15 protein-coding genes are annotated in these 20,716 nt (G+C 44.8%); 14 read left to right on the forward strand and 1 reads right to left on the reverse strand.

Annotated features, from left to right (window positions below; translation table 11 throughout):
* Nucleotides 1-9 precede the first annotated feature (9 nt).
* A complete protein-coding gene (locus Q8N37_04865; GenBank protein ID MDP3057813.1) occupies nt 10-210 on the reverse strand; it encodes a hypothetical protein in 201 nt (66 codons plus the stop codon).
* Nucleotides 211-274: 64 nt separating this feature from the next.
* On the opposite strand from Q8N37_04865, the gene Q8N37_04870 reads away from it, so the two are divergent.
* The 14 genes from Q8N37_04870 to Q8N37_04935 all read left to right on the forward strand — a co-directional run.
* The gene (locus Q8N37_04870; protein MDP3057814.1) at nt 275-673 is read left to right on the forward strand and encodes a response regulator; all 399 of its coding nucleotides are present in this window, start codon (nt 275-277) and stop codon (nt 671-673) included.
* A 67-nt stretch (nt 674-740) separates the two neighbouring features.
* A complete protein-coding gene (locus Q8N37_04875; protein ID MDP3057815.1) occupies nt 741-1,169 on the forward strand; it encodes a response regulator in 429 nt (142 codons plus the stop codon).
* A 120-nt stretch (nt 1,170-1,289) separates the two neighbouring features.
* Complete coding sequence (locus Q8N37_04880) at nt 1,290-2,279, forward strand: serine hydrolase (protein ID MDP3057816.1); 990 nt, start codon at nt 1,290-1,292, stop codon at nt 2,277-2,279.
* Between the two features lie 17 nt (nt 2,280-2,296).
* On the forward strand, nt 2,297-10,657 hold the full coding sequence (locus Q8N37_04885) for a hypothetical protein (GenBank protein MDP3057817.1): 8,361 nt from the start codon (nt 2,297-2,299) through the stop codon (nt 10,655-10,657).
* A 70-nt stretch (nt 10,658-10,727) separates the two neighbouring features.
* On the forward strand, nt 10,728-11,414 hold the full coding sequence (locus Q8N37_04890; GenBank protein ID MDP3057818.1) for a hypothetical protein: 687 nt from the start codon (nt 10,728-10,730) through the stop codon (nt 11,412-11,414).
* Complete coding sequence (locus Q8N37_04895) at nt 11,360-12,325, forward strand: hypothetical protein (GenBank protein MDP3057819.1); 966 nt, start codon at nt 11,360-11,362, stop codon at nt 12,323-12,325. Before Q8N37_04890 ends, Q8N37_04895 begins: the two co-directional genes overlap by 55 nt.
* Before the next feature lie 96 nt (nt 12,326-12,421).
* Complete coding sequence (locus Q8N37_04900) at nt 12,422-12,946, forward strand: hypothetical protein (protein ID MDP3057820.1); 525 nt, start codon at nt 12,422-12,424, stop codon at nt 12,944-12,946.
* Nucleotides 12,947-12,951: 5 nt separating this feature from the next.
* Complete coding sequence (locus Q8N37_04905; protein MDP3057821.1) at nt 12,952-13,404, forward strand: hypothetical protein; 453 nt, start codon at nt 12,952-12,954, stop codon at nt 13,402-13,404.
* 27 nt (nt 13,405-13,431) lie between these two features.
* Nucleotides 13,432-14,907, forward strand: a complete 1,476-nt coding sequence (pilM, locus tag Q8N37_04910; protein MDP3057822.1) for a pilus assembly protein PilM — start codon at nt 13,432-13,434, stop codon at nt 14,905-14,907.
* A 75-nt stretch (nt 14,908-14,982) separates the two neighbouring features.
* A complete protein-coding gene (locus Q8N37_04915) occupies nt 14,983-15,531 on the forward strand; it encodes a hypothetical protein (protein MDP3057823.1) in 549 nt (182 codons plus the stop codon).
* Nucleotides 15,532-15,541: 10 nt separating this feature from the next.
* Nucleotides 15,542-15,874 (forward strand): hypothetical protein, encoded by a 333-nt coding sequence (locus tag Q8N37_04920; GenBank protein MDP3057824.1) that lies wholly within the window; start codon nt 15,542-15,544, stop codon nt 15,872-15,874.
* 108 nt (nt 15,875-15,982) lie between these two features.
* Entirely contained in the window at nt 15,983-16,423 is a 441-nt protein-coding gene (locus Q8N37_04925; GenBank protein MDP3057825.1) for a YqaA family protein, read from the forward strand.
* Nucleotides 16,424-16,622: 199 nt separating this feature from the next.
* The gene (locus tag Q8N37_04930) at nt 16,623-19,010 is read left to right on the forward strand and encodes a U32 family peptidase (protein MDP3057826.1); all 2,388 of its coding nucleotides are present in this window, start codon (nt 16,623-16,625) and stop codon (nt 19,008-19,010) included.
* Between the two features lie 176 nt (nt 19,011-19,186).
* A partial coding sequence (locus tag Q8N37_04935; protein MDP3057827.1) for a hypothetical protein occupies nt 19,187-20,716 on the forward strand: 1,530 nt, incomplete at its 3' end.

Below are 20,716 nucleotides of genomic sequence, written 5' to 3' on the forward strand. Positions count from 1 at the left end.
TTGCGAGGCTTAAGCCGAAGCAAACCTGTCGAATTTCAGAAAGTCGCTTACCAAATTAGATGAACGAGATTCCTCGCTTCGCTCGGAACAGGCTCCGCAATCTATAGTCGAGACTTGAGATTGCCGCACTCTCCGCCAATCGGCGGATCGCTCGCAATGACAGAAAATGGCTATCTCGTAATTCGCGATAATTAAATAAATTTTAAACACACAAAATCCGTTAGAAATATATAAGATATTGATTTTTAGCGGGGCAGTGTAAAAAATAAACAATATGAAAATTTCCGGCGGGTTGAAAAAAAACAAAACGGTAGTGGTAGTTGTGGAGGACGAGCCGTCTTTGCTGATGGCGATAGATTTTAAGCTTAAAAAAATCGGCTATGAGGTATTTACGGCCGAGACCGGGGAAAAAGGCTTGGAGTTAATAAAAGAAAAAAAACCGGCTTTGATCTGGGCGGATCTTCTTTTGCCGGGAATGAATGGCATAGAATTGCTCAGAAAAATTAAAAAAGAGCCGGAGTTGAAAAAAATACCTTTTGTCATCGTCAGCGTTTCCGCCGGCCCGGATAAAATAAAAGAAGCTTTTTCTCTCGGAGCCACGGATTATATCGTAAAAAGCAATTATCACATTGATGAAATAATAGAAAGAGTTATTAAGCTAATTAAAGTTTAAAAATATTTAACCCGTTAGAAATACGAAAATCATTGATTTTTAATGGGGCAGCGTAAAAACAAACAATATGAAAATTTCTAACGGGTTGGAACAAAATAACACAAATCAAAATAAAAGCGGCAAGATCGGGAAGGTCATATTATTGATCGAGGATGATGCTTTGCTGGTTAAGGCCTATGAGGCGAAGTTTAAAAAGGAGGGATTGAACGTCTGGATCATAATGAATGGAACCGAGGCGATCAAGAGCCTGGAAAAAGATCCGCCTTCTTTGGTGCTTCTGGATCTAATGCTTCCCGGAGCCAGCGGTTTTGATGTGTTAAGAGCGATAAAAAATAATGAAAAATGGAAAAATATTCCGGTGGTTGTTTTGACGAACTTGGGGCAAAATCAGGATATTGAAAGGATAAAAGAGATCGGAGAGGTCAAGGAATATATTATAAAAGCGAATATGAAAATAAGCGATATAATTGAAAAGATCAAGAAATATTTAGCATAGATTATTATTTTTTTAAATGAACTTTAGTATTGTTTTTTTGTCATTGCGAGAATCCGCCGGCTGGCGGAGACGAAGCAATCTCAGAAAAGGGCTATTTTGTAATTTAAAGAAAATAGAATTATGTCGAAAAACAAGGAGGAATCGCAAAAAATCGAAAAGATGCACCAAAAGCAAAAAAGTGCTATAATGGCATTAATTGCTTTGGCGTTTATTTTGGCCGGAGCGAATCTTTGGACATTTTTTTATTATGTTCCGAATAAAAATAACGAGAGCGATCTCGCGGGAAAATTAAACGCCGGCAAATATAATTTTCTTGATCCGGCCAGAGGAATTTACGACAAGAAAGACTTAATAGTCAATATTCAGCCGCTTCGCGATTATCTGGGTGATAAATACGAAGCTGACCCGAATATCTCTGTTTATTTTGAATATCTGCCCACCGGCGCGAATATTTCTGTAAGCAAAGATGCGGAATTTTATCCGGCAAGTTTGCTGAAAGTTCCGATAGCGATGGCGGCGGCAAAAAAGATCGATAAAGGGGAATGGAGATGGGATAATAAATTGGTTTTAATGGCAACCGATAAAGATGATAAATTCGGAGATTTATACAATAAACCGACTGGTTCGGTTTTTACCATAGAAGAATTAGCCAGGCGTTCTTTGATTGATTCGGACAATACGGCGCATTTCATTCTTTTGCGCAATATGGAACCTTCCGAAATAAATGAAGTATATGCTCATATGGGGCTTGACGGTTTTTTGGAAACCGACGGGAGCATTAGCGCAAAGCGTTATTCTGTCATATTGCGCGCGCTTTACAACTCTTCTTATTTGTCAGAAGCGAACTCGCAAAAAATTATTTCTTTTTTATCCGAAGAGCCTTTCAGGGAATATCTAGGAAGCGGCTTTCCGGAGAATATTGTTTTCGCCCATAAAATAGGGATGAATATAGACAAGAAAGTTTACATAGATTCAGGTATAATATACTTTGACAGCAGACCGTATATTTTAGTAGTAATGACAAAATCAAAAACCGAGCAAGAGGCGAAAGAGGTTATGAAAGACATTTCGGAAAAAGTTTTTAATTATGTAAAAGAATATAAAGAGTAATTCTAAATATTTTATTAATGATTAAAAGATTTTTAAAAATATTCAAAAATATTTTTATATTTCTGGTTATCACAGGGGTGGTTTTTTCCAATATCCCTTTTTATGCTTTGACAGAGTTAGTCGATTCTTATGAAAAAACCAGCGGCATTGTGGATAAAGTTTGGCTATTGCAAAACGAACATCAGTCCAGAGTGGTTGATAATTTTTCATCGCTTCGCAATTTGGCGGAAAAGATGAAAGTGCGTGAAGCGCGAGCGGCAGTATCCGTTCGCAATGTGGGAGCATATGTGAGCGGCACAGCTAACTTAACGCCCGTTATTCCTGCTACCGCGGTCGCGGGTGATATGATGCTTTTGGCCTACGGCACAAAACCGTATAATGACGCCCCCACAATTAATCAAGGATGGATAAGTATCGGTTCCGCAACAGACGGCACAGTAGCGGCCGGCGTTGACGTCGGTTCAATGCAAACGAGTATTTACTATAAAGAGCATACGGGGTCAGAAACAAATCCGACAATTACCAATGGTACAAACAATGTTTCCGGAGCTGCAATTATCGTATTTCAAAAAGGAGCGAGCGAAACATGGGAAACTCCCGTTGGCGCGGGCGGCGGAGACGCTACGGCGGGAACGGGATTTTCCGTTACCGCTTCCGCTAACCCGGGAATAACTTTGGGAGATATGCTCGTGGGTTATGCCGCTATCCGCTCTGATGCCGGCGCGCAATCGGCAATCGGTATTACCGCAACCGGATTGACGGTTGGAGCGTTCACGGAATACCCCGCATCAGATTTAATAACGACATCGGGCGGGGATATGGCGATGTCCGGCGGTTACCACTTGGTTACTGCAGGCACAGCTTCTGCCGCTCCGGTCTATGCCTCTACTTTGGCGGCTGCGCATACGGGTTCGGCTTTTATAGTGAGATTGCGAGCAACAACGCCGGCTGATACCACCCCTCCGACTCCAAACCCGATGACTTTTGCCACGCCGCCGGCAAACTTCAGCGTTAGTCAAATAGATATGACGGCGACCACGGCTACTGATGCGACTACGCCGCCAGTCAGTTATTTTTTCACTCTTGATAATTCTATTTGTGCCGCCAATGCCGGCACAGGCGGCACTTCCAGCGCGTGGCAGGCAGGAACTGCTTATAGCGATACTTTGCTTCAGCCGAACCAATGCTATGGCTATACGGTAAAAGCTCGCGATTCGGCCGGCACCCCGAATGAAACTACCGCTTCCGGAATTTCTTCAGCTTATACTTCGGCTAATGTGCCGGGCACGCCGACTTTAAGCGGAGCAACGGTGTCAACATTGAATTTAACTAATGCCGAAAATAGCAACCCTGCTGCCAACCCGACAACCAACTTCGCCGTGCAAGTGGTTACCACTACACCCAATGATGCTACTTGGATTAATCAATGGGTAAATGCCACTGGCAATCCTTCGGCCACGGCAGTTTGGTTAACTGATGCGCAATTGGACGCTTTGGTTTTACAAGGATTGCAAGGAAGTACTTTATATGGAGTTAAAGTAAAAGCACGAAACCAAGATACTGACGAAACCGCCTTGAGCGCGGAAGGGCAGGGGACGACATCGGCGCCTACGCCGATAGTAACAACCACCACTACCGGCACGCAGACTGTTAATATTGATGCCGGCGCGACCGGACAATATCTTGGCGGCGCTTGGCGTTTCCAGCAAAATTCCGGTTCAGCTGATACAATTACGGCTTTGACAATTTCCGATACAGGTACGATAAACGCTAATCTCAATGCTTCTAATGCGACACTTAGATATTCGACTGCTAATGCCGGCACTTGTTCTTACGCCGGCACGGAAACCATCGCTAAAACAGGTGTGTCTTTTGATGCTTCGGATAAAGCGGCGTTTACCGCTTTGACTTCCAGTATTCCTTTGACAATAAGCCCGAATTATACCTGTGTATATTTAATAATCGATGCGGGTGCCAATGCGGTGGGCGGAAATACGATTGAACCGCAAATTACAGCCGCGGCTGATTTCACTCTTTCCGGCGGTTCAACCAAAGCCGGCACTTATCCGGTGGCGCTTGGAGGCATTACCACCGTTCGTCCTAATGTCACTGATGCTACTGATTCGGCTTTGGCTGACGGCGGTAGAAATGGGGAAACGTTTACCATTACCGGCACCGGTTTTGGCACGGTTTGCGGATCAATTTCCGTGCAAGTGGCTGGCTTAGCTTTGACTTGCAACAGCGCGAACAATACGACTATTTCCGCGACTGTGCCATCAGCTCAAGTGACCACATTCGGCGGCACTGCCGCTAACGGTTTGCTGGTGACTGTGGGCGGCACGGCTGATGACGCGAGACTGACATATTATGTTTATCCGAATATTACTTCTGTTTCCGCAACTGCGACTGATGCGGCGCGAGAATTGGAAAGTATTACCTTGAACGGTACGCGATTTGATACGAATGCCAATCCCGGAACTGTTTATTTTACCGGCGGTTTTGGCTCGGTTGCGGCGTCAGTTACCACCTGGGGAGATACGGGCGTGATTGTCACTGTACCGGCGGCAATCGCCGATAATATTTACACCGGCGACATTACTTTAACTCGTGCGGCCGCTACCGGTTCAAAAACCGATTTGGCTTACGGCTCCAACACTTTTAGGATTCTGCCGAAAATCGCTTCCACTGCTCCAGTCAATCTTAAAGGCGGACGAGGAGATACTATTTCAATCACCGGCGACCATCTTTGCCAATCCGGTGTTTGCCCTTCAGTATTCAGCGCGGCTAATAGTGTTAATTTTACCAGTGGATCAGTGACAAGCGGTTCTTCCACTTGGACCGACACTTCCATTCCTTCGATTGTAATTCCGGGCACGGCAACCGATGGAAATTTAAATATTACTTCCAATACTACTTATACTTCCAACAATTTAACCTATGATATTAAATTCGCGCCGACTACACCGACCAATGGCGTGCCTGCCGGGCAATCAAGTATTGCTCTTAATCCGACTATTAACAGTTCAGCATTTTCCGATGGTACTGACGCTGATACTCATCTTGATTCCGAATGGCAGATAGACGAAGAAGGGACATTTGTTACCCCTGAATGGAGTGAAACATTATCTAGCGCCAATGTTTCCGTTGTTGTAAATAACACGAACGGAGCATTTGCCGGACTTCTGGCCGGCCAAACTTCTCTTGTTTGCGGTAAAACATATTCTTTCAGGGAGAGGCATAAAGATAACGGCGGCGTAACTTCCCAGGAATGGTCAGGATGGGCAACCGCTTCCACGTTCAATACTATTTCCTGCGGACCGGATGCGACTTCGGTAAGTTATCAGGTCGGCGGCGATGGAGGGCGAAGCGGATACAGCGCTACTATAACAGGCGCCGGTTTTGGCACAGCGGCAGGCGGCAGTCGGGCAAATTGCGCGGGCGGCGCCGGCACCGGTTGCGTGAGATTTGTCGTCGGCGGTAATGCCACCGTGGCTGACGCTGATGTTACGGCATGGACGGATACCTCTATCAGCTTTACTGTTAATTCTGCTCTTGCTTCTGACGGAGGCGCGCTGGCTTTGCAAGTAGTCGCCGCCGGCGTATCAGACGGCTCGCCGTTGAACTTTTATATTTATCCGACCGTCTCAAGCTATACCGCTACATTCGCCGATGGTGGTTATCAGGACGGCACGGTCACGATAAATGGCGATCATCTCGGTTCATCCGGCGCGACGACAAATATTTCTTTTAATGGCACAAATCCCGCGAGCGTTGGCGTTTGGAATTCAACATCCATTAGCACGGTGGATACGCCGGATGCGGGTACTGATTCCGGCACGATCACTGTGACTCGAGCCAGCGATTCCAAAGCGTCAAACGCCTCGTCTGCTTTTTATATCTATCCGCAGGTTACGGGAATTTCCGCCGCTACTTTTGCTGACGGCGGTTATCAGGATGGCACTTTTACTTTAAGCGGTAATCACTTTGGTGCCGGCGGCGTTGCAGCGAATATTTCTATTAACGGTGTGGCTCCTTCTTCCATAGGAACTTGGGCAGTGGGCTCGGTCACTACGGTTGATATTCCCAATACTGGCACGGATTCAGGTGTGATCACTTTGACCAATCCCGGCACTTCCAAAACTTCCAATAATTCAGCCGCATTTTATATTTATCCGCAGATTTCGAGCTATACCGCTTCCAAAGGAGATGGTGATGTTCAGACTGCCACGATTACGATTTCCGGCAATCACTTTGGCGCCGGCGGCACGGGAGCCAATATTTCCGTCAACGGCGTGGCTCCTTCCTCTGTCGGAGTTTGGGGTGTGGGTTCGGTCACCGCGGTTGATATTCCCAATACCGGTACGGATTCAGGCGTGATCACTTTGACCAATCCCGGCACTTCCAAAACTTCCAATAACTCATCAACATTCTATATCTATCCGCAAGTCACTTCTATTTCCAATTGTGAAACTTTGGCGGCAGATGCCGCGCGTGAATACAGCGCTTCTGACGCCGCGTGTCCGGTAAGCGGACTTAAAGACGGACAGATCCATGTTAACGGCAATCACTTCGGCACGCCGGCCGGAGCGAATCCCTTGACTATTTTGGGTGTGGATACTTCCGGCTATACTTCGTGGACAACTACATTAGTAAGCACGGCGCAAGTGCCGGTTGCTATCGTTAACTCCACTTACATCGGCGACATTGTCATTAAAAGAAGCGATAACAAAACTCATGCTTATTACGGCGGAAATGTTTTCCGCATTCTGCCCAGGATCGCTTCCACTACTCCGGTTAATCTCAAAGGCGGCGGAGGCGATACCGGAGTGAGCATTGCGGGCGACCATCTTTGTCAGTCAGGCACTTGTCCGACTTTATTCAGCGCGGCCAATAGTGTTAATTTTATCGGCGGGTCAGTGACTTCCGGCTCTTCCACTTGGACCGATACATCTATTCCTTCAATTGTAATTCCCGGCACGGCAACGGATGGCGCTTTAAACATTACTTCCAACACTACCTATACTTCTAATAATTTAACTTATGATATTAAGTTCGCGCCAGCTACTCCGACCAATGGCGTGCCGGCCGGTCAATCAGGTGTGACTTTTAATCCGACGATCAACAGCTCGGCATTTTCCGACGGCACTGACGGCGACACTCATCTTGATTCTGAATGGCAGATTGACGAGGAAGGGACGTTTGTTACTCCTGAATGGAGTGAAACATTATCCAGCGCCAATATCTCGGTAACGGTAAATAATACCAATGGAACATTTGCCGGACTTTTAGCCGGACAGACGGCTCTCGCTTGCAGTAAGACCTATTCTTTCCGAGAACGGCACAAAGACAATGGCGGAGTAACTTCCCAGGAATGGTCAGGGTGGGCAACCGCTTCCACGTTCAATACTGTTGCTTGCGGACCGAACGCGACTTCAATTTCCAATTCAACGGAAGGCACGCTTACCGACGGCGGCAGGATCAGCCAGACAATTGTTATTACCGGCACTGATTTTATCGGTGTTACAGCCGGAAATCGCGCTACTTGCGCGGGCGGCGCCGGCACCGGTTGTGTGAAGATCGGCGGCACTGGCGGACAGATCATTGCTGACGCAAAAGTGACTGCCTGGGGCGCCACCTCAATTACTATTCAATTATCTTTGACCGATCTGACTACGACTTATGGCGGCGCGACGACGAATGGTCTAATGGTCTATGTTGCCGGCGTTTCCGATTCCGACGGCCTGACGTTTTATATTTATCCCGATATCACTTCTCTGACCGCGCCGCTGGGCGCAAATACCGGCGCCAGAGAATACGCGTCTGGCGATACCGATGGAGTTTTCACTATTATCGGAAATAAATTCGGCACCGGACCGACCAGCGGTTCGGCCGTGATCGTCGGCGGGACAGTTGCGACTTTTGTGGCTGATGGCACTTGTGATGCCGCGGACGGCTGGGCGGAAACCTGTATAAAAGTTCAAGTACCGACAAGCATTTCCGACAGCACTGATTCCGGTTACGCGATCGTCACTCAAGGCGCCGGCACAAGCAATAAGGTTACTAATTCAACCGATGCGGAAAGCGCGATAAATATTTGGCCGAGAGTGACGGGTATTTCCGCCGCTACTCAAGCCGATGGCGGATATCAGAACGGAACATTTACTTTGAATGGCAGTCATTTTGGCGCCAGCGCCGGCTCTATTTTGGTTAACGGGCAAACACAAGACGGTACGCCGACCTGGGGCGCGGCTTCAATTACCGGCGTCGGCATTCCCAATGCCGGCACGGATTCCGGCAGCATTGTTTTGACAAAATCCGACGCAAAAACTTCAAATTCCTGGTCAACATTTTATATCTATCCGCAGATCACGGGATTCACCGCTGCCAAAGGAGACGGCGATATACAGACAGGCACGATCACGATTTCGGGAAATCATTTTGGCACCAGCGGCGGCAACGCGCAGCTCTTGATCAATACCATTGCTCCGTCAGCGACCACTCCGACTTGGGGCGCAGTTTCGATCACTAATGTGGATATTCCAAACACTGGCGCTAATTCCGGCGTGGTCAAGGTGACAAATCCGCAGACTACCAAACAATCAAATGATTCTTCCGCTTTCTATATTTATCCGCAGATCACTTCTGTTTCCAATTGCGAGACTTTGTCGGGAGATACCGCGCGTGAATATAATGCCACTGATGCCGCCTGTCCGATAAGCGGATTAAAAGACGGTGAAATTCATATTAATGGCAATCACTTCGGTGCTACGGCGGGAACGCTCACTATTCTTGGCACAAGCGCTCCAACTTATGTTTCTTGGGGAGCGAGCTTGATTTCCACCTTGCAAGTTCCGATCGCTATCGCGGACGATTCTTATACGGGCAGTATCGCGCTTACGCGTTCCGATGCCACAACAAGCTCGTATACCGGTTTCAGGATTGCGCCGAGGATCATCTCTCTTAGCCCCAGCGATGGCGCGGAAAGTACCAGCGTAACGGTTATTGGAAATCATCTCTGCCAAGCCGGTTCTGCTAATTGCCCGAACGCTTTTTCTTACACCACGCCGATCTCCAATGTTTTGTTCGGAACGACTAATGCTTTAGCTCAGACGCCTTGGGGTTGGGAAAATGGCGATAGTTCAGCAACAGGTGTTAAAGTTAAAGTGCCAGCCGGCGCGGGAATCGTAGCGGTAAAAGTGATTAGCGGCGTTGGCGGTTTTGATTACGAAAGCAATGCAAAAGATTTCAGTTATGTCTCTACCGCGCCGACTGACCCGACCAATTTGAGGCAATTTAAACCGGATGGTGTGACTCAAATTACCATTGGCGCCGGCGTCAATAGCAATAGCGTTATCTTAAAAGGCGACAGCACGGCTTTGATTTCGATCAATATGGTCTTGGAAGTTGAAGTTAAGCAAACTTACATACCATTTGACGGCGCGCCGACCGCTTTAAGCGCGGTTCAAGGACCTGGTACTGTTTTTAGCGATGTCGCGGTAACGGTTTCCGGATTAACTGATGGACTATATCATTGGCGAGCTAGAGCTAAAAATTCCGGTACCAACGAAGTTTCCAACTGGATCTCTTTTGGCGGAAACGCCGACGGCGTAACAGATTTTTATGTGGACACCACCGGTCCGGTGATTTCCAGCGTTGCCGAAACTGATGTTTCCGATATTCAGGCGACTATTATTTGGAATACCGACGGAAGCGCTACTCAGCAAGTGGCGTATGGCACAGTCTGTCCGACCGCTCAAGCCAGCGCGGCCGCGACATTTAGCGTTTTGGCCAACAAGCAACCGGAGTCGCCGGCCGGTTCAGGCACTTCGCATTCAGTGGTTTTATCAGGCCTTATTGCCAGCAAAGATTATTATTATATGGTTCGTTCGGCCGATGCTATTGGTAATTATACTTATAATCCGTCCGTTGCTAATTCTTGCAATAATTTTACGACCACGGCGCCTCGAACCAGAGTAATGAAAACCTTGGAATTTTACATCGAACAATTGAATACCGGCGCTACCAGTTTCAATAAGACTTTCGATACGTTTATTTCCGAATCAAAGATCGATCGCTCCAATATATTTATAAAAAGCGTTATTATTGAAGTTTTCGGAATTTCAAAAAGCGGAACCGGCGATATCACGGTTATTGTTAATTTGAATAGCTCCGAGACATCTTATGTTTTGGCTGATCCGGGTGCCAATAGCACTTTTTGGAAATTCGCTAAAAATGCCAGTTCTTTGAACTTCGATTGTGTATCTTGCACGGATAATTTCAGTGTTGATAATTCGCTTGTTGTCAGCGTGAGCGGCGCGACCAGCACTTCTTTGCTTGGCGCCAAAGCCATCATTACTTATTATTATGAACCGTTATAAGCTGAAATTAAGAGCGTATCAATATTTATAAATTATATTAATTTTTAACTTAAATCATTAAATAAAAAATATGAATCAAAAATCTTTAGTAATGATCTTAGTTGTTTTTATTGTTGTTATTTTGGCGGCGGCGGTCTATGTTGTTTCGCCGGAAATCTTTCAGGGTTTGAAAACAGGCGGCGGGGTTGTTAATTTACCGCCGGAAAAACCGAAAGTCATTGAAGAGAAGCTGGTTATTCCGGAAACTGAAAAAATAACCGGCGGAGAAGGGCGAACAGTCGATCAGGGGCCGGTAGAAGTGCCTCTGGTTCCTAAAACCGAATCTGAAAAAGTAGTGGTATCAAAAGCGGTCTTAACCGTGAAAGGAAGCTATGATCTGGCCGTTTTGGAAGCGAATAAATGGGCAAGCGACGCCAGTTTGATTTTTATCAAATCTCTGGGCGCCGTGACTCTTGAAGGAAAATCCAGCCAGTGGCAATTGGCTTTTTCTTCCAAAACAAAATCGAGCAAAGGGTATGAAATAATTATTCAGGGAGACCAGATCGTTTCCAAAAAAGAGATCGATTCCGCGGCGAGCGGCGCCGATCTGCCAAGCGTATGGAGAGATTCGGGCGAGGTCATAATCTCTCTTCAGGAATTGCCGCAATTTTCGACTGCTACGGTTTCGACCATAAATTTATATTATAATACCGATGGCAAACTATGGAGATACGTCCTTTCAACTTCAAGAGGCAACACCTCAATGTCGGCGGAATAATTTGTTTGTTTTTGTTTTTAACCGGTGTTTTGATAATTTCCAGCCGGATGGTTTTTGGTTTTGCTCCTGAAGAAAAACAGCCTCCTTCGCACCAAACCAGGACTCTGAAGTTTTTTATTTTCCAGAATCCGGCAGTGATGGTAAACGGAAATTCTTCCACCGTTCCTTTTGATCTTTTTATCGGTGAAAAGGATCCGCAAATAAAAGACGCTTATATAGAAATTACCGGAGTGACGAACGGCGCGAACGATATCGCGGCCGATATCCGCGCCACTCAAGGGTCTGATTACGTTCAGTCTTTCGCCACCACCCGCGCCAAGTCTTTTAATCTCGATTCTTTCGGAAAACCGAATCATTTTAAGATTCTTTATACCGGCATCGGTAATTCAACCGATACTTCGCTTTTATATTGCCTTGGGCAGATCATTCGGTCTCCCGGCACTTATCCTTTTGAATTTAAAATTGATGTTTCGGGAGCCGATGTTTCGGCCGTGCATGCCAGAATGGTTATCACTTACAAGTTTACCCCGCCGACAGCCGGCACTTTGCCGGTTTTAGGTTATATCATATCTTCCACGGTGGATACGGGAATAACCAAAGGCGCGGCTTATAATTCTTTGACCTGGAAAGGAAATCTTAACGGCGGTTCTATCGGGCAGGTGGGTTTGCAAATTGCCACTTCGGATTCAAGCATTGGCCCCTGGGTATTTGAAGGGCCGGATTGCGTTTCCGGCACAAGCTATATCGCCGATGTCGATACCCCGATTCCCATAGAGACAGATTGCGCCTTGAATCATAACAACAAGCGCTATTTTCGCTATAAAATCATAATTTGTTCCAGTAGCGATTGCGCTTCCAACGGATCAATTAATCCCCGGGTTGATGAAGTGGTGGTGAATTGGTCGCCATAGGAGAAGATTTAAGAAGTACGATTTACGATTTAAGAGCATTTTTTTATCGTAATTCATAAATCGTAAATCATAAATCAAAAAGTTGCGAAAAACGATATGGTATTTAATATTACTAAACAAAAGTTTGATGGAGGCTTTTCGCTATTGGAACTATTGATCTATATCGCCATCTTATCGGGTTTTTTGGTAGTGATCGTTAATCTTTTTTTTACGATTTCCACCAGTTCCACGCGCGAAGAGGTGCGCGTCGAAGTCAGGCAAAATTTGCGTTTTGCCAGCCAGAAGATAGTGGATGAGGTGCGTTCCGGGAAGGAGATCATTTCCGCGACTTTGGCGGACGGGGGATCGGGGAATATTTTGGATATTAAAATTGCCGATGAGACCACTACGAGATTCAGCGTCTCGAGTGGCGTTTTACGAAGAACGCAAAATTTCGGTTTGCCGGGAGAAATTACGGAAAACATTACAACGGACCAGGTTACCGTCAGCATGTCGCCGGAAATTTTTAGTCGCGCGGGTAGCACTATTCAAATAAATCTCAAAATAGACTATAATGATAACGGAAGGGGAGATTATAAGTTTTTTGAAAGCGTCAAGACAACCGCGTCTTTGAGATTGTAATTAAGATGTTTAAAAATAATAAAAAATATTGGGGAGAAAAAGGCGCCATGGCTCTGTCTTCGGTTTTGGCTCTGTCGATAATTTTATTGGCGCTGGGGCTGGCGATGGCATTTTCCGGATTTGTTCAAAGCGATATTACCTACAATCAAGATAAAGCCGCTATCGCGTTTTATATCGCCGAAGCGGGAGCGAAGGATGCGATGCAGAAAGTCGTCAGAAATAAAAATTACAGCAACGCGGGTTATGTTTTAAGCCTTACTACCGGTAGCGCGAATATTGTGGTCAGCAAAGACGTCCCAGCGGCGGAAAGAACGGAGATCTTGAGCACCGGCGCGGTGGGGGTGAATACTAAAAAGATCAGAGTTGTTCTTAACACTGATACGGACAATGATAATAATGGAAAAGTAACGATTGTGTCTTGGGAAGAATGCCGGAAATCCGGCGCGTTATGCAATTAAATTTTTACATAAGCATAAATTTTAAAAATGGATTTTCTAAATCTTTTGATTCCCAAAGAAAAAATAGTCGGTATTGAAATAGGCAATCGAAAGCTTAGGATGCTGGCTTTGGCCAAAGATAGTTTTGGCAATATTTCCGTTCAAGGAAAATCCGAAGTGGACATGGAAGAGGGCGTGATCGATCATGGCGCGGTGAAAGATGGAAAAAAACTAAGCGCCGCTTTGGCTAGTCTCAAAAAAACATTTAAACCCCGGAGCGCGCTGTCCGTGTTTGCGATCGTTACTGTTTCTCAAAATAATATTTATAGCGATATTTTGGAATTTCCAAAAAATTTAACGAATGAACAATTGATCGAAGCGATTAGTTTTAATGTTGCCAAGTCTTCGCCTTTGCCTTTGAGCGAATGCTATCTGGATTGGCAACTGATCGAAACCGGCAAGGTAAAAGACAAGATTTTGACCTATATTATTCCCAAAGGAATAGTAAACGCCTATAAAAGCGCTTTGGAGGAGAATGGTTTCAGTCTTATCGCTTTGGAATCGACAACGCTCTCGATCGGCCGGGCGGCGGAAATAACCGGTGAACCGACTTTGTTTTTTTATTTGACGGACGAAGGCGTAACCAGCATGATTTATAGCGGTAATAATTCTTATTTCAGCCAGTTTGAATTTTGGCAGGAAGCTTCCGGCGGCGCGCCGATCAAAGATATTGGCGATCTTAGCAAAGTTTTGAAAACAAAAATCAAGAATTTGTCGTATTATTTTGAAAATCAGTACAATAAGGAAAAAATTAAAAAAGTTTTATTGATGAGTGAGGGTTTTGACGCGGATAAGATCATTGGAAAGATAGATTACAAAGATGTTTTGATCGAAAAAGCCAGTTCCGGCATTTCTTCGATAGATAATTATGACTGGATTCCCGTGGGAGGAGCGGCCAAGCGCGCTTTTATTCCCCGGAGCGAGGATACTATTATCAGCTTGCTGCCGGTTGGCACGGAAAGTCTTTACGAAACGCAAAAGATGACCTCTTTTGCCAACTCGATCTTGATCGTAGTGGCGACCATAATGTTGTTTTACATAGTGGCTTTTACGACTTCGCTATTTTTTATTTCTTATTTGGGAAAGGACTTAAGCCGGCAAATGGAAACCAGAAGCAACATGCAAATGCCCGCCGACTATTCCAAAATTGACCAGGAAACCAAAGAATTCAATGGCTACGTCAGCGACTTGTTAAACGTTTCTTCCAAAACCAGCACTGATTACGGGGCTATAATGGGAAAGATCAGCAGTTTGAATTCTTCGGGAATAGCTTTGACAAGCATCAGTTTTGATAATATTTCAGGTGTGATCGCAATTTCCGGGGTTTCTTCATCCAGGGAAGACTTAAACGCGTTTAAATTCCGATTAGCCAATTCTTCTTTTTTCAGTAACGTAAAATTTTCCGTGCAAAACATCGCTCAAAAAAGCAACATTCCTTTTAGTACAAGTTTTAATTTGAAATAGCTTACAATATGAAACCCGTTAGAAATAAATAAATAAATTATTTTTAACGAGGCAAGTAATAAAGAAAATATAAATATGGAAATTTCTAATGGGTTGAAATTAAGTCAAATTGTAAAATTAATCATAACGATCTTTGTGATCATTGTCGCGGGCAGTGCGGGGTCTTTTGTATTAAAAAATAAAATTGAAGCAAGCGGCAAGAATATTTATGAATCACGCAGTATGTTGAAGGTTTTGGAAAATCGAGATGAAAATTATTCTTTTCTTAAAACCGATTATCCTTTGGTGCGGGACGGGTTGCCGATTCTGAAAAAATCTTTGCCTAAAGAAGATGGCCTTGATAAAGTGGTTACGAGCCTGGACGCGCTGGCAAGTGAAACTAATAATACCCAAAATTTAATTTTTGATTCTTCGGGGATCGCGCAGATCATCGGCGGAATGAGAAGCATTGATTTTTCGGCAAGCCTTGATGGCAATTTCGGATCGTTTGAAAGTTATTTTAAAAAAATGCAAAGGCTTCCTTATTTCATTGAGATCGGAAGCGTTAGCATTAATAATGGCGCGGGAGTTTTTAACGACAATAGCCATTTAAGTTTTAAAGCCAAGCTTTACATTAAAAATTAATCTTGTTACCATGTTGAATAGCCGGACAAAAGATAAGATCTACGCTTTTTTGAGTTTTTTAGTTATTGTTTTGGCAATCGGCAGTTTTGTTTTAGTGGTTAATTTTTTGCTGCAAATCAATAAATATGTTTTTAACTTGGACGAAAAAATAGTGAAAGAAAAAACCACTGTTATGGACAAGGCGGGATTTGAAAATATAAAAGAAAAATTAAGATTGAAAGAGAGCGGCGGCGCGGAAGAACCTCCGGCGGAAATAATACCTTTGGAAACTTTAACACCAAGCCCTTCGCCCAGTCCTTCGCCCAGTCCTTCGCCCAGTCCCTCAACCAGTCCATTGCCTTAAGTTACGGACGGCAAAGCGTATAGAAAATATTTATGTTTAGTATGTGAAAAACAGAAAAGAGGAGCGGCGCGCTTCTCTCTTTTGTTCGTTTGTTCTAAGATTTTATCTATGATATCAATAGTGATAATAACATACCTAACTCTTTTTGCGGCCAGTTTTTTAGCCGCGACAATTTTACCATTGTCGCCGGATTTGATTGCTGCAAAGATGGCGCTTGATGGAAATATATTATTTTATATCATCGCCGTTGCGGCTATCGGAAGCTATCTCGGAAGCTGCACCACCTATTATTTGGGATATCTTGGCAGGGAAAAGATCTTAAAAAAAAGACCGGAAAAGAAAGAGGGAAAAATGGAAAAGTATCATAAAATATTTGAGCGTTACGGCGCACCGATTCTTTTGCTTACATGGGTTCCGATTGTGGGGGATATTTTTGCGGGTATTGCCGGGGTCTTGGAAATTAATTTTTGGGTTTTTTCGCTGTACGCGCTGCTCGGCAAGATCATCAGATTTACTTTTGTGGTTTATTTAGCGGAAAAATTCATATAATTGTAGAGTGGCGAATACAGTATATTTTTTTATTTGCGGCGGGCGCTATAAGGTTTTTCTTAATTGATCAAATGTGTTTGCAAAATATTTTTTAATTTATTCGGTTTATTGGTGCAAGCTGGCCCGAGTCCTCAATAAAAAAATATACCGCATTCGCCTTATAATAAGTTTATTGTAGATTTAAAATATTTATAAAATTATGACAAAACCTGAACTTCTTGCTCCGGCAGGAGATTGGAAAAGTTTTATCGCGGCGGTGGAGGCGGGAGCCGACGCGGTTTATTTTGGCGGAAAAGACTTTAGCGCGAGAAATCTCGCGGTGAATTTGACGCGGGAGGAAATCAAGAAAGCCATTGACTACGCGCATTTGAGAGGCGTGAAGTGCTACGCGGCAGTAAACATATTGGTAAAAGACAGCGAGTTTGCCGGGCTTTTTGATTATATAAATTTTCTATACGCGGAAGGCATAGACGCTTTGATCGTTCAGGATCTGGGAGTTTTTAATATTGCCCGGAAATATTGGCCTGATCTGCCGCTCCACGCCAGCACGCAAATGAGCGCGCATAATTTAAATGATATTTTGGTCTTGGGAAAAATGGGTTTTAAAAGAGCGGTGCTGGCGCGGGAGCTGACGATAAAAGAAATTTGCGATATTAAAAGTAAGCTGCAATCCGCCTCAACGGCGGACTCGCCGAAGAGGCGAGGAATCGAGATAAAATGTTTTGTTCATGGCGCGTTGTGTTTTTCCTATTCCGGGCAATGTTTTTTGAGTTCGATGATCGGCGGACGCAGTGGAAATCGCGGCCGCTGCGCTCAGCCGTGCCGGAAAAAATATGCGTTGGTTGACAGCAAAACGAGTGAAAGCTTGAACACTGAGGGATATTTATTAAGCACCAAAGACCTGTGCGCTTTGGATATTTTGGATAAAATTCAATTTGTTGATTCACTAAAGATTGAAGGGCGGATGAAAGGCGCGGCGTATGTCGGAGGAGTGCTGGAAAAATATCGGAAAGCGGTAAATTCTTTGGCGCGGAATGAAAAAATAGTGCCGGAAGAATTGGAAGCGGATAAAAAAGAATTGGCCGGGATCTTTAATCGAGGAGGATTTTCTCACGGCTATTTGCTCGATAAAAAACCCAAAGATCTGATTTCGCCCGAGAGATCGAAAAATTTCGGCGTATTGGCGGGTTTGGTGATAGAAGCGCGGCGCGGCGCAATAAAGATCAGGACAAAAGACGTGGGAGTAAATGATGGGCTGGAAATTTGGGGGCGGGAAGGGCAGGAAAAAAATATCGGATTCCGGGTGGAAAAAATGTCCGGGGATATCATAAATATTTTTATCGAGGGAGATATTCGGGTCGGGGACAAAGTTTATAAAAATTTTGACTATAAGCTTAATAAAAAATTGGAAGCGCTGGCAGAAGAAAATTATCAAAAAAAGACCCCGGCAAGAATGATCTTCCGGGCCAAGGAAGGAAAAAATATTTCTCTGGAAATAAATGGCGTAAAAACAGAAGGGGAAAAAGCGGAAAGCGCCATAAAGATCGAGACTTCGGAAGACGCGGCGCGCAAACAGCTCTCTAAGCTTGGGGCTACGCCTTTTTTTGTCGAGAAAATTGATGTTGAGATCGTCGGGAAAGTTTATATTCCTTTAAAAAATTTAAATAATTTGCGCCGCGACGGCGCGCAGAAACTCGAAAAAAAAATTATAAATTCTTTTAAGCGCGAGAAAAAAGAAACGCCGAATCTTTTGTCATTGCGAGGAATCCGCCCACTGGCGGAGACGAAGCAACCCATAACCGAAATTAGAGATTGCCGCGCCCCGAATACGGGGCTCGCAATGACAGATAAAGCGGTAAATGCCGGACGGCGGATTGCCATTCAATCGAATGATTCGGCGGTTTTGGATGAGCTGGCGAATAAAAAAATCAGCCGGATCTATACCGCGCTTAAAATTAATGTTGAAAAATTCCATAAAAATAATATTGAAGTTTATCAGGCGTTGCCAAGGATTTTTAGAGAAGGAGAAAAAATAGAAATATTTGCCGACTATGACGGATTTCTGGTGCCAGCGCTCGGATACTTGAGGATCTTACCTGAAAAAGCCAAAAAAATCGGAGATTTTTCGATGAATATTTTTAATAATTATTCGGTGCGGGAGATGAAGGATCTAGGTTTTTCGGGTTTTACCGCTTCTGTGGAAAGCACGCTTAGTGAAATTAATGATCTTAATTGCGAGAAAATGGAAAAAGAAGCGGTTGTGTACGGTTATTTGCCGCTAATGATCGCTGAACATTGCGTGTTGCGTGGAACTTCGTTTTGCGGTGAGAGGAAATGCAGGATAACTGATGAGAAAAAAATAAATTTTCCGATTTTTACGGATTGCGCCAATTGCCGGATGCAAATTTTAAATTCTGTGCCGCTATATTTTACCGGCATAAACAACTTAGACGCCGATAATATCAGGATAATTCAGACGATAGAAGGTTCGGGAAAATTTTTAAAAATCGTGGAAAATTATTTATCCGGTAATTTTGGTTTTACGGAAAACACCACCACCGGACATTTTAACCGGGGAGTGGAATAAAAGTTTTTTAAATTGGCTAAAATCCGGTATTTTGTTGTTTTGGTGAAAATATGGTATAATATTACATAAACAAAAAGGTTAATAGGGGGTTTGTTTTGAATAAATAAAATGAGAAATAATCAGAATTTAAAATTAAAAATTCTAGGTTTTTTATTTTTTCAATAATACTTGTCGTATTGTCTGTTTTTAATCTTCTTCCGTCTTCGGCGCAAGCGGTTGCCGGCGCGCCAAAAATTTTAAATTATCAAGGAAGGCTTTTAAATAATTCGGGCGATTTGCTCGGTGTTCCACCGGAAAATTATTGTTTTCGCTTTTCTATTTATAATGACGTGACTGTCGGGGCGCCGGACAGCAAGATTTGGCCCACGGGAACGCCGCTTACGATGATAGTCAATGTTAGAAATGGAATTTTTAACGCGGGTGTCGGCGATACGGCGGCAGGCGGTGATCTTCTTGATTATAATTTTCAAGACAATGACACCGTTTTTTTAAATGTTGACGTGGCCGCGCAAGTAAGCGGTTCTTGCGCCGGAGTGACTTTTGATAATTTGAGCCCGCGCCAGCGAATTGTTTCTTCCGGTTTTGCCGTGAATGCCAATACGGTCGGAGGGTTTACTCCGTCGCAAACTCCAGCGGGCAATCAAATTCCGGTATTGAATTCCGGAGCGCTTAATTTAGCCGGTGCGGTAAATGCAGGCGGGCTTACTTTGGGAACAGCTTCGTCCATAACAGGAATTATAAATTTAAAAAATTCTGCGAATAGCAATACTGTTTCTATACAATCGGGTATAACATCCTCGCCATACACTCTGACTCTTCCGGTAGACGACGGGACACCAAACCAATTTTTACAAACAAATGGAACTGGGACATTGTCTTGGGTAACAATTGGCGGAGGCGGAGATGCACTGGTAGCTAATCCGTTATCTCAATTTGCTTTAACTACATCGCTCCAACTTAAAGGAGTTATTTCAGACGAAACAGGTTCAGGAGCATTGGTCTTTGGAACCGCGCCGACTATTGCCGGCGGTTCAATCGGTGCTCTCACTTCTTTCGGTGTCCGCTCCACCGGCACCGGAGCTTTTGATTTGAAACTGGCCAATACGGAAAATCTGACGGTTTCCGACAAAACATTGACCGTAACTCTTAACAATGCCAATCGCGTTCTGACAATTTCCGGCGATGCAACAATTTCCGGCGCTAACACCGGGGACCAGACAAGCATTGTCGGGATCACCGGCACCACCGCCCAATTCAACACCGCTCTCTCGGACGCGGACTTTGCCACCGGCGGCGGCACGGCCACCGGCACCAACACCGGCGACAGCGCGGCCAACAGTTCTTCCACTTTTATCGGTATGACCTCCGTGGCCTTGAACCGAGCCTCAGGAGCTTTAGTCCTTACCGGCATCACGAGCATTGACGGCAGTGCCGCCACTGTCTCCGGCGCGGCGCAAACCAATATCACTTCTCTCGGAACTTTGACCGGACTCTCGATAGGCGGCACGGAAACGATCACTTCCGCTTCGGCTACCGCTTTGGTCGTCGGAGCCAGCGGCGTCACCAATCCCGCTTTTAAAATTGATGCTTCCACCGTTTCTTCCGCGACCGGCCTTAACATCAAATCCGCGGCCGCGGCCGGCGGAGTGGCTCTTTCCGTCCTTTCTTCCGGCGTGGACGAAGCTTTGAATATTGACGCCAAAGGC

The organism is bacterium (assembly GCA_030693205.1).
Classification (GTDB): domain Bacteria; phylum Patescibacteriota; class Minisyncoccia; order JAHIHE01; family JAHIHE01; genus JAHILZ01.

Bases quoted from the DNA above. Each gene is read 5' to 3' on its own strand.
- Q8N37_04870 (MDP3057814.1), top strand. From the start codon at position 275: ATGAAAATTTCCGGCGGGTTGAAAAAAAACAAAACGGTAGTGGTAGTT.
- Q8N37_04875 (MDP3057815.1), top strand. From the start codon at position 741: ATGAAAATTTCTAACGGGTTGGAACAAAATAACACAAATCAAAATAAA.
- Q8N37_04880 (MDP3057816.1), top strand. From the start codon at position 1,290: ATGTCGAAAAACAAGGAGGAATCGCAAAAAATCGAAAAGATGCACCAA.
- Q8N37_04885 (MDP3057817.1), top strand. From the start codon at position 2,297: ATGATTAAAAGATTTTTAAAAATATTCAAAAATATTTTTATATTTCTG.
- Q8N37_04890 (MDP3057818.1), top strand. From the start codon at position 10,728: ATGAATCAAAAATCTTTAGTAATGATCTTAGTTGTTTTTATTGTTGTT.
- Q8N37_04895 (MDP3057819.1), top strand. From the start codon at position 11,360: ATGGAGATACGTCCTTTCAACTTCAAGAGGCAACACCTCAATGTCGGC.
- Q8N37_04900 (MDP3057820.1), top strand. From the start codon at position 12,422: ATGGTATTTAATATTACTAAACAAAAGTTTGATGGAGGCTTTTCGCTA.
- Q8N37_04905 (MDP3057821.1), top strand. From the start codon at position 12,952: ATGTTTAAAAATAATAAAAAATATTGGGGAGAAAAAGGCGCCATGGCT.
- pilM (MDP3057822.1), top strand. From the start codon at position 13,432: ATGGATTTTCTAAATCTTTTGATTCCCAAAGAAAAAATAGTCGGTATT.
- Q8N37_04915 (MDP3057823.1), top strand. From the start codon at position 14,983: ATGGAAATTTCTAATGGGTTGAAATTAAGTCAAATTGTAAAATTAATC.
- Q8N37_04920 (MDP3057824.1), top strand. From the start codon at position 15,542: ATGTTGAATAGCCGGACAAAAGATAAGATCTACGCTTTTTTGAGTTTT.
- Q8N37_04925 (MDP3057825.1), top strand. From the start codon at position 15,983: ATGATATCAATAGTGATAATAACATACCTAACTCTTTTTGCGGCCAGT.
- Q8N37_04930 (MDP3057826.1), top strand. From the start codon at position 16,623: ATGACAAAACCTGAACTTCTTGCTCCGGCAGGAGATTGGAAAAGTTTT.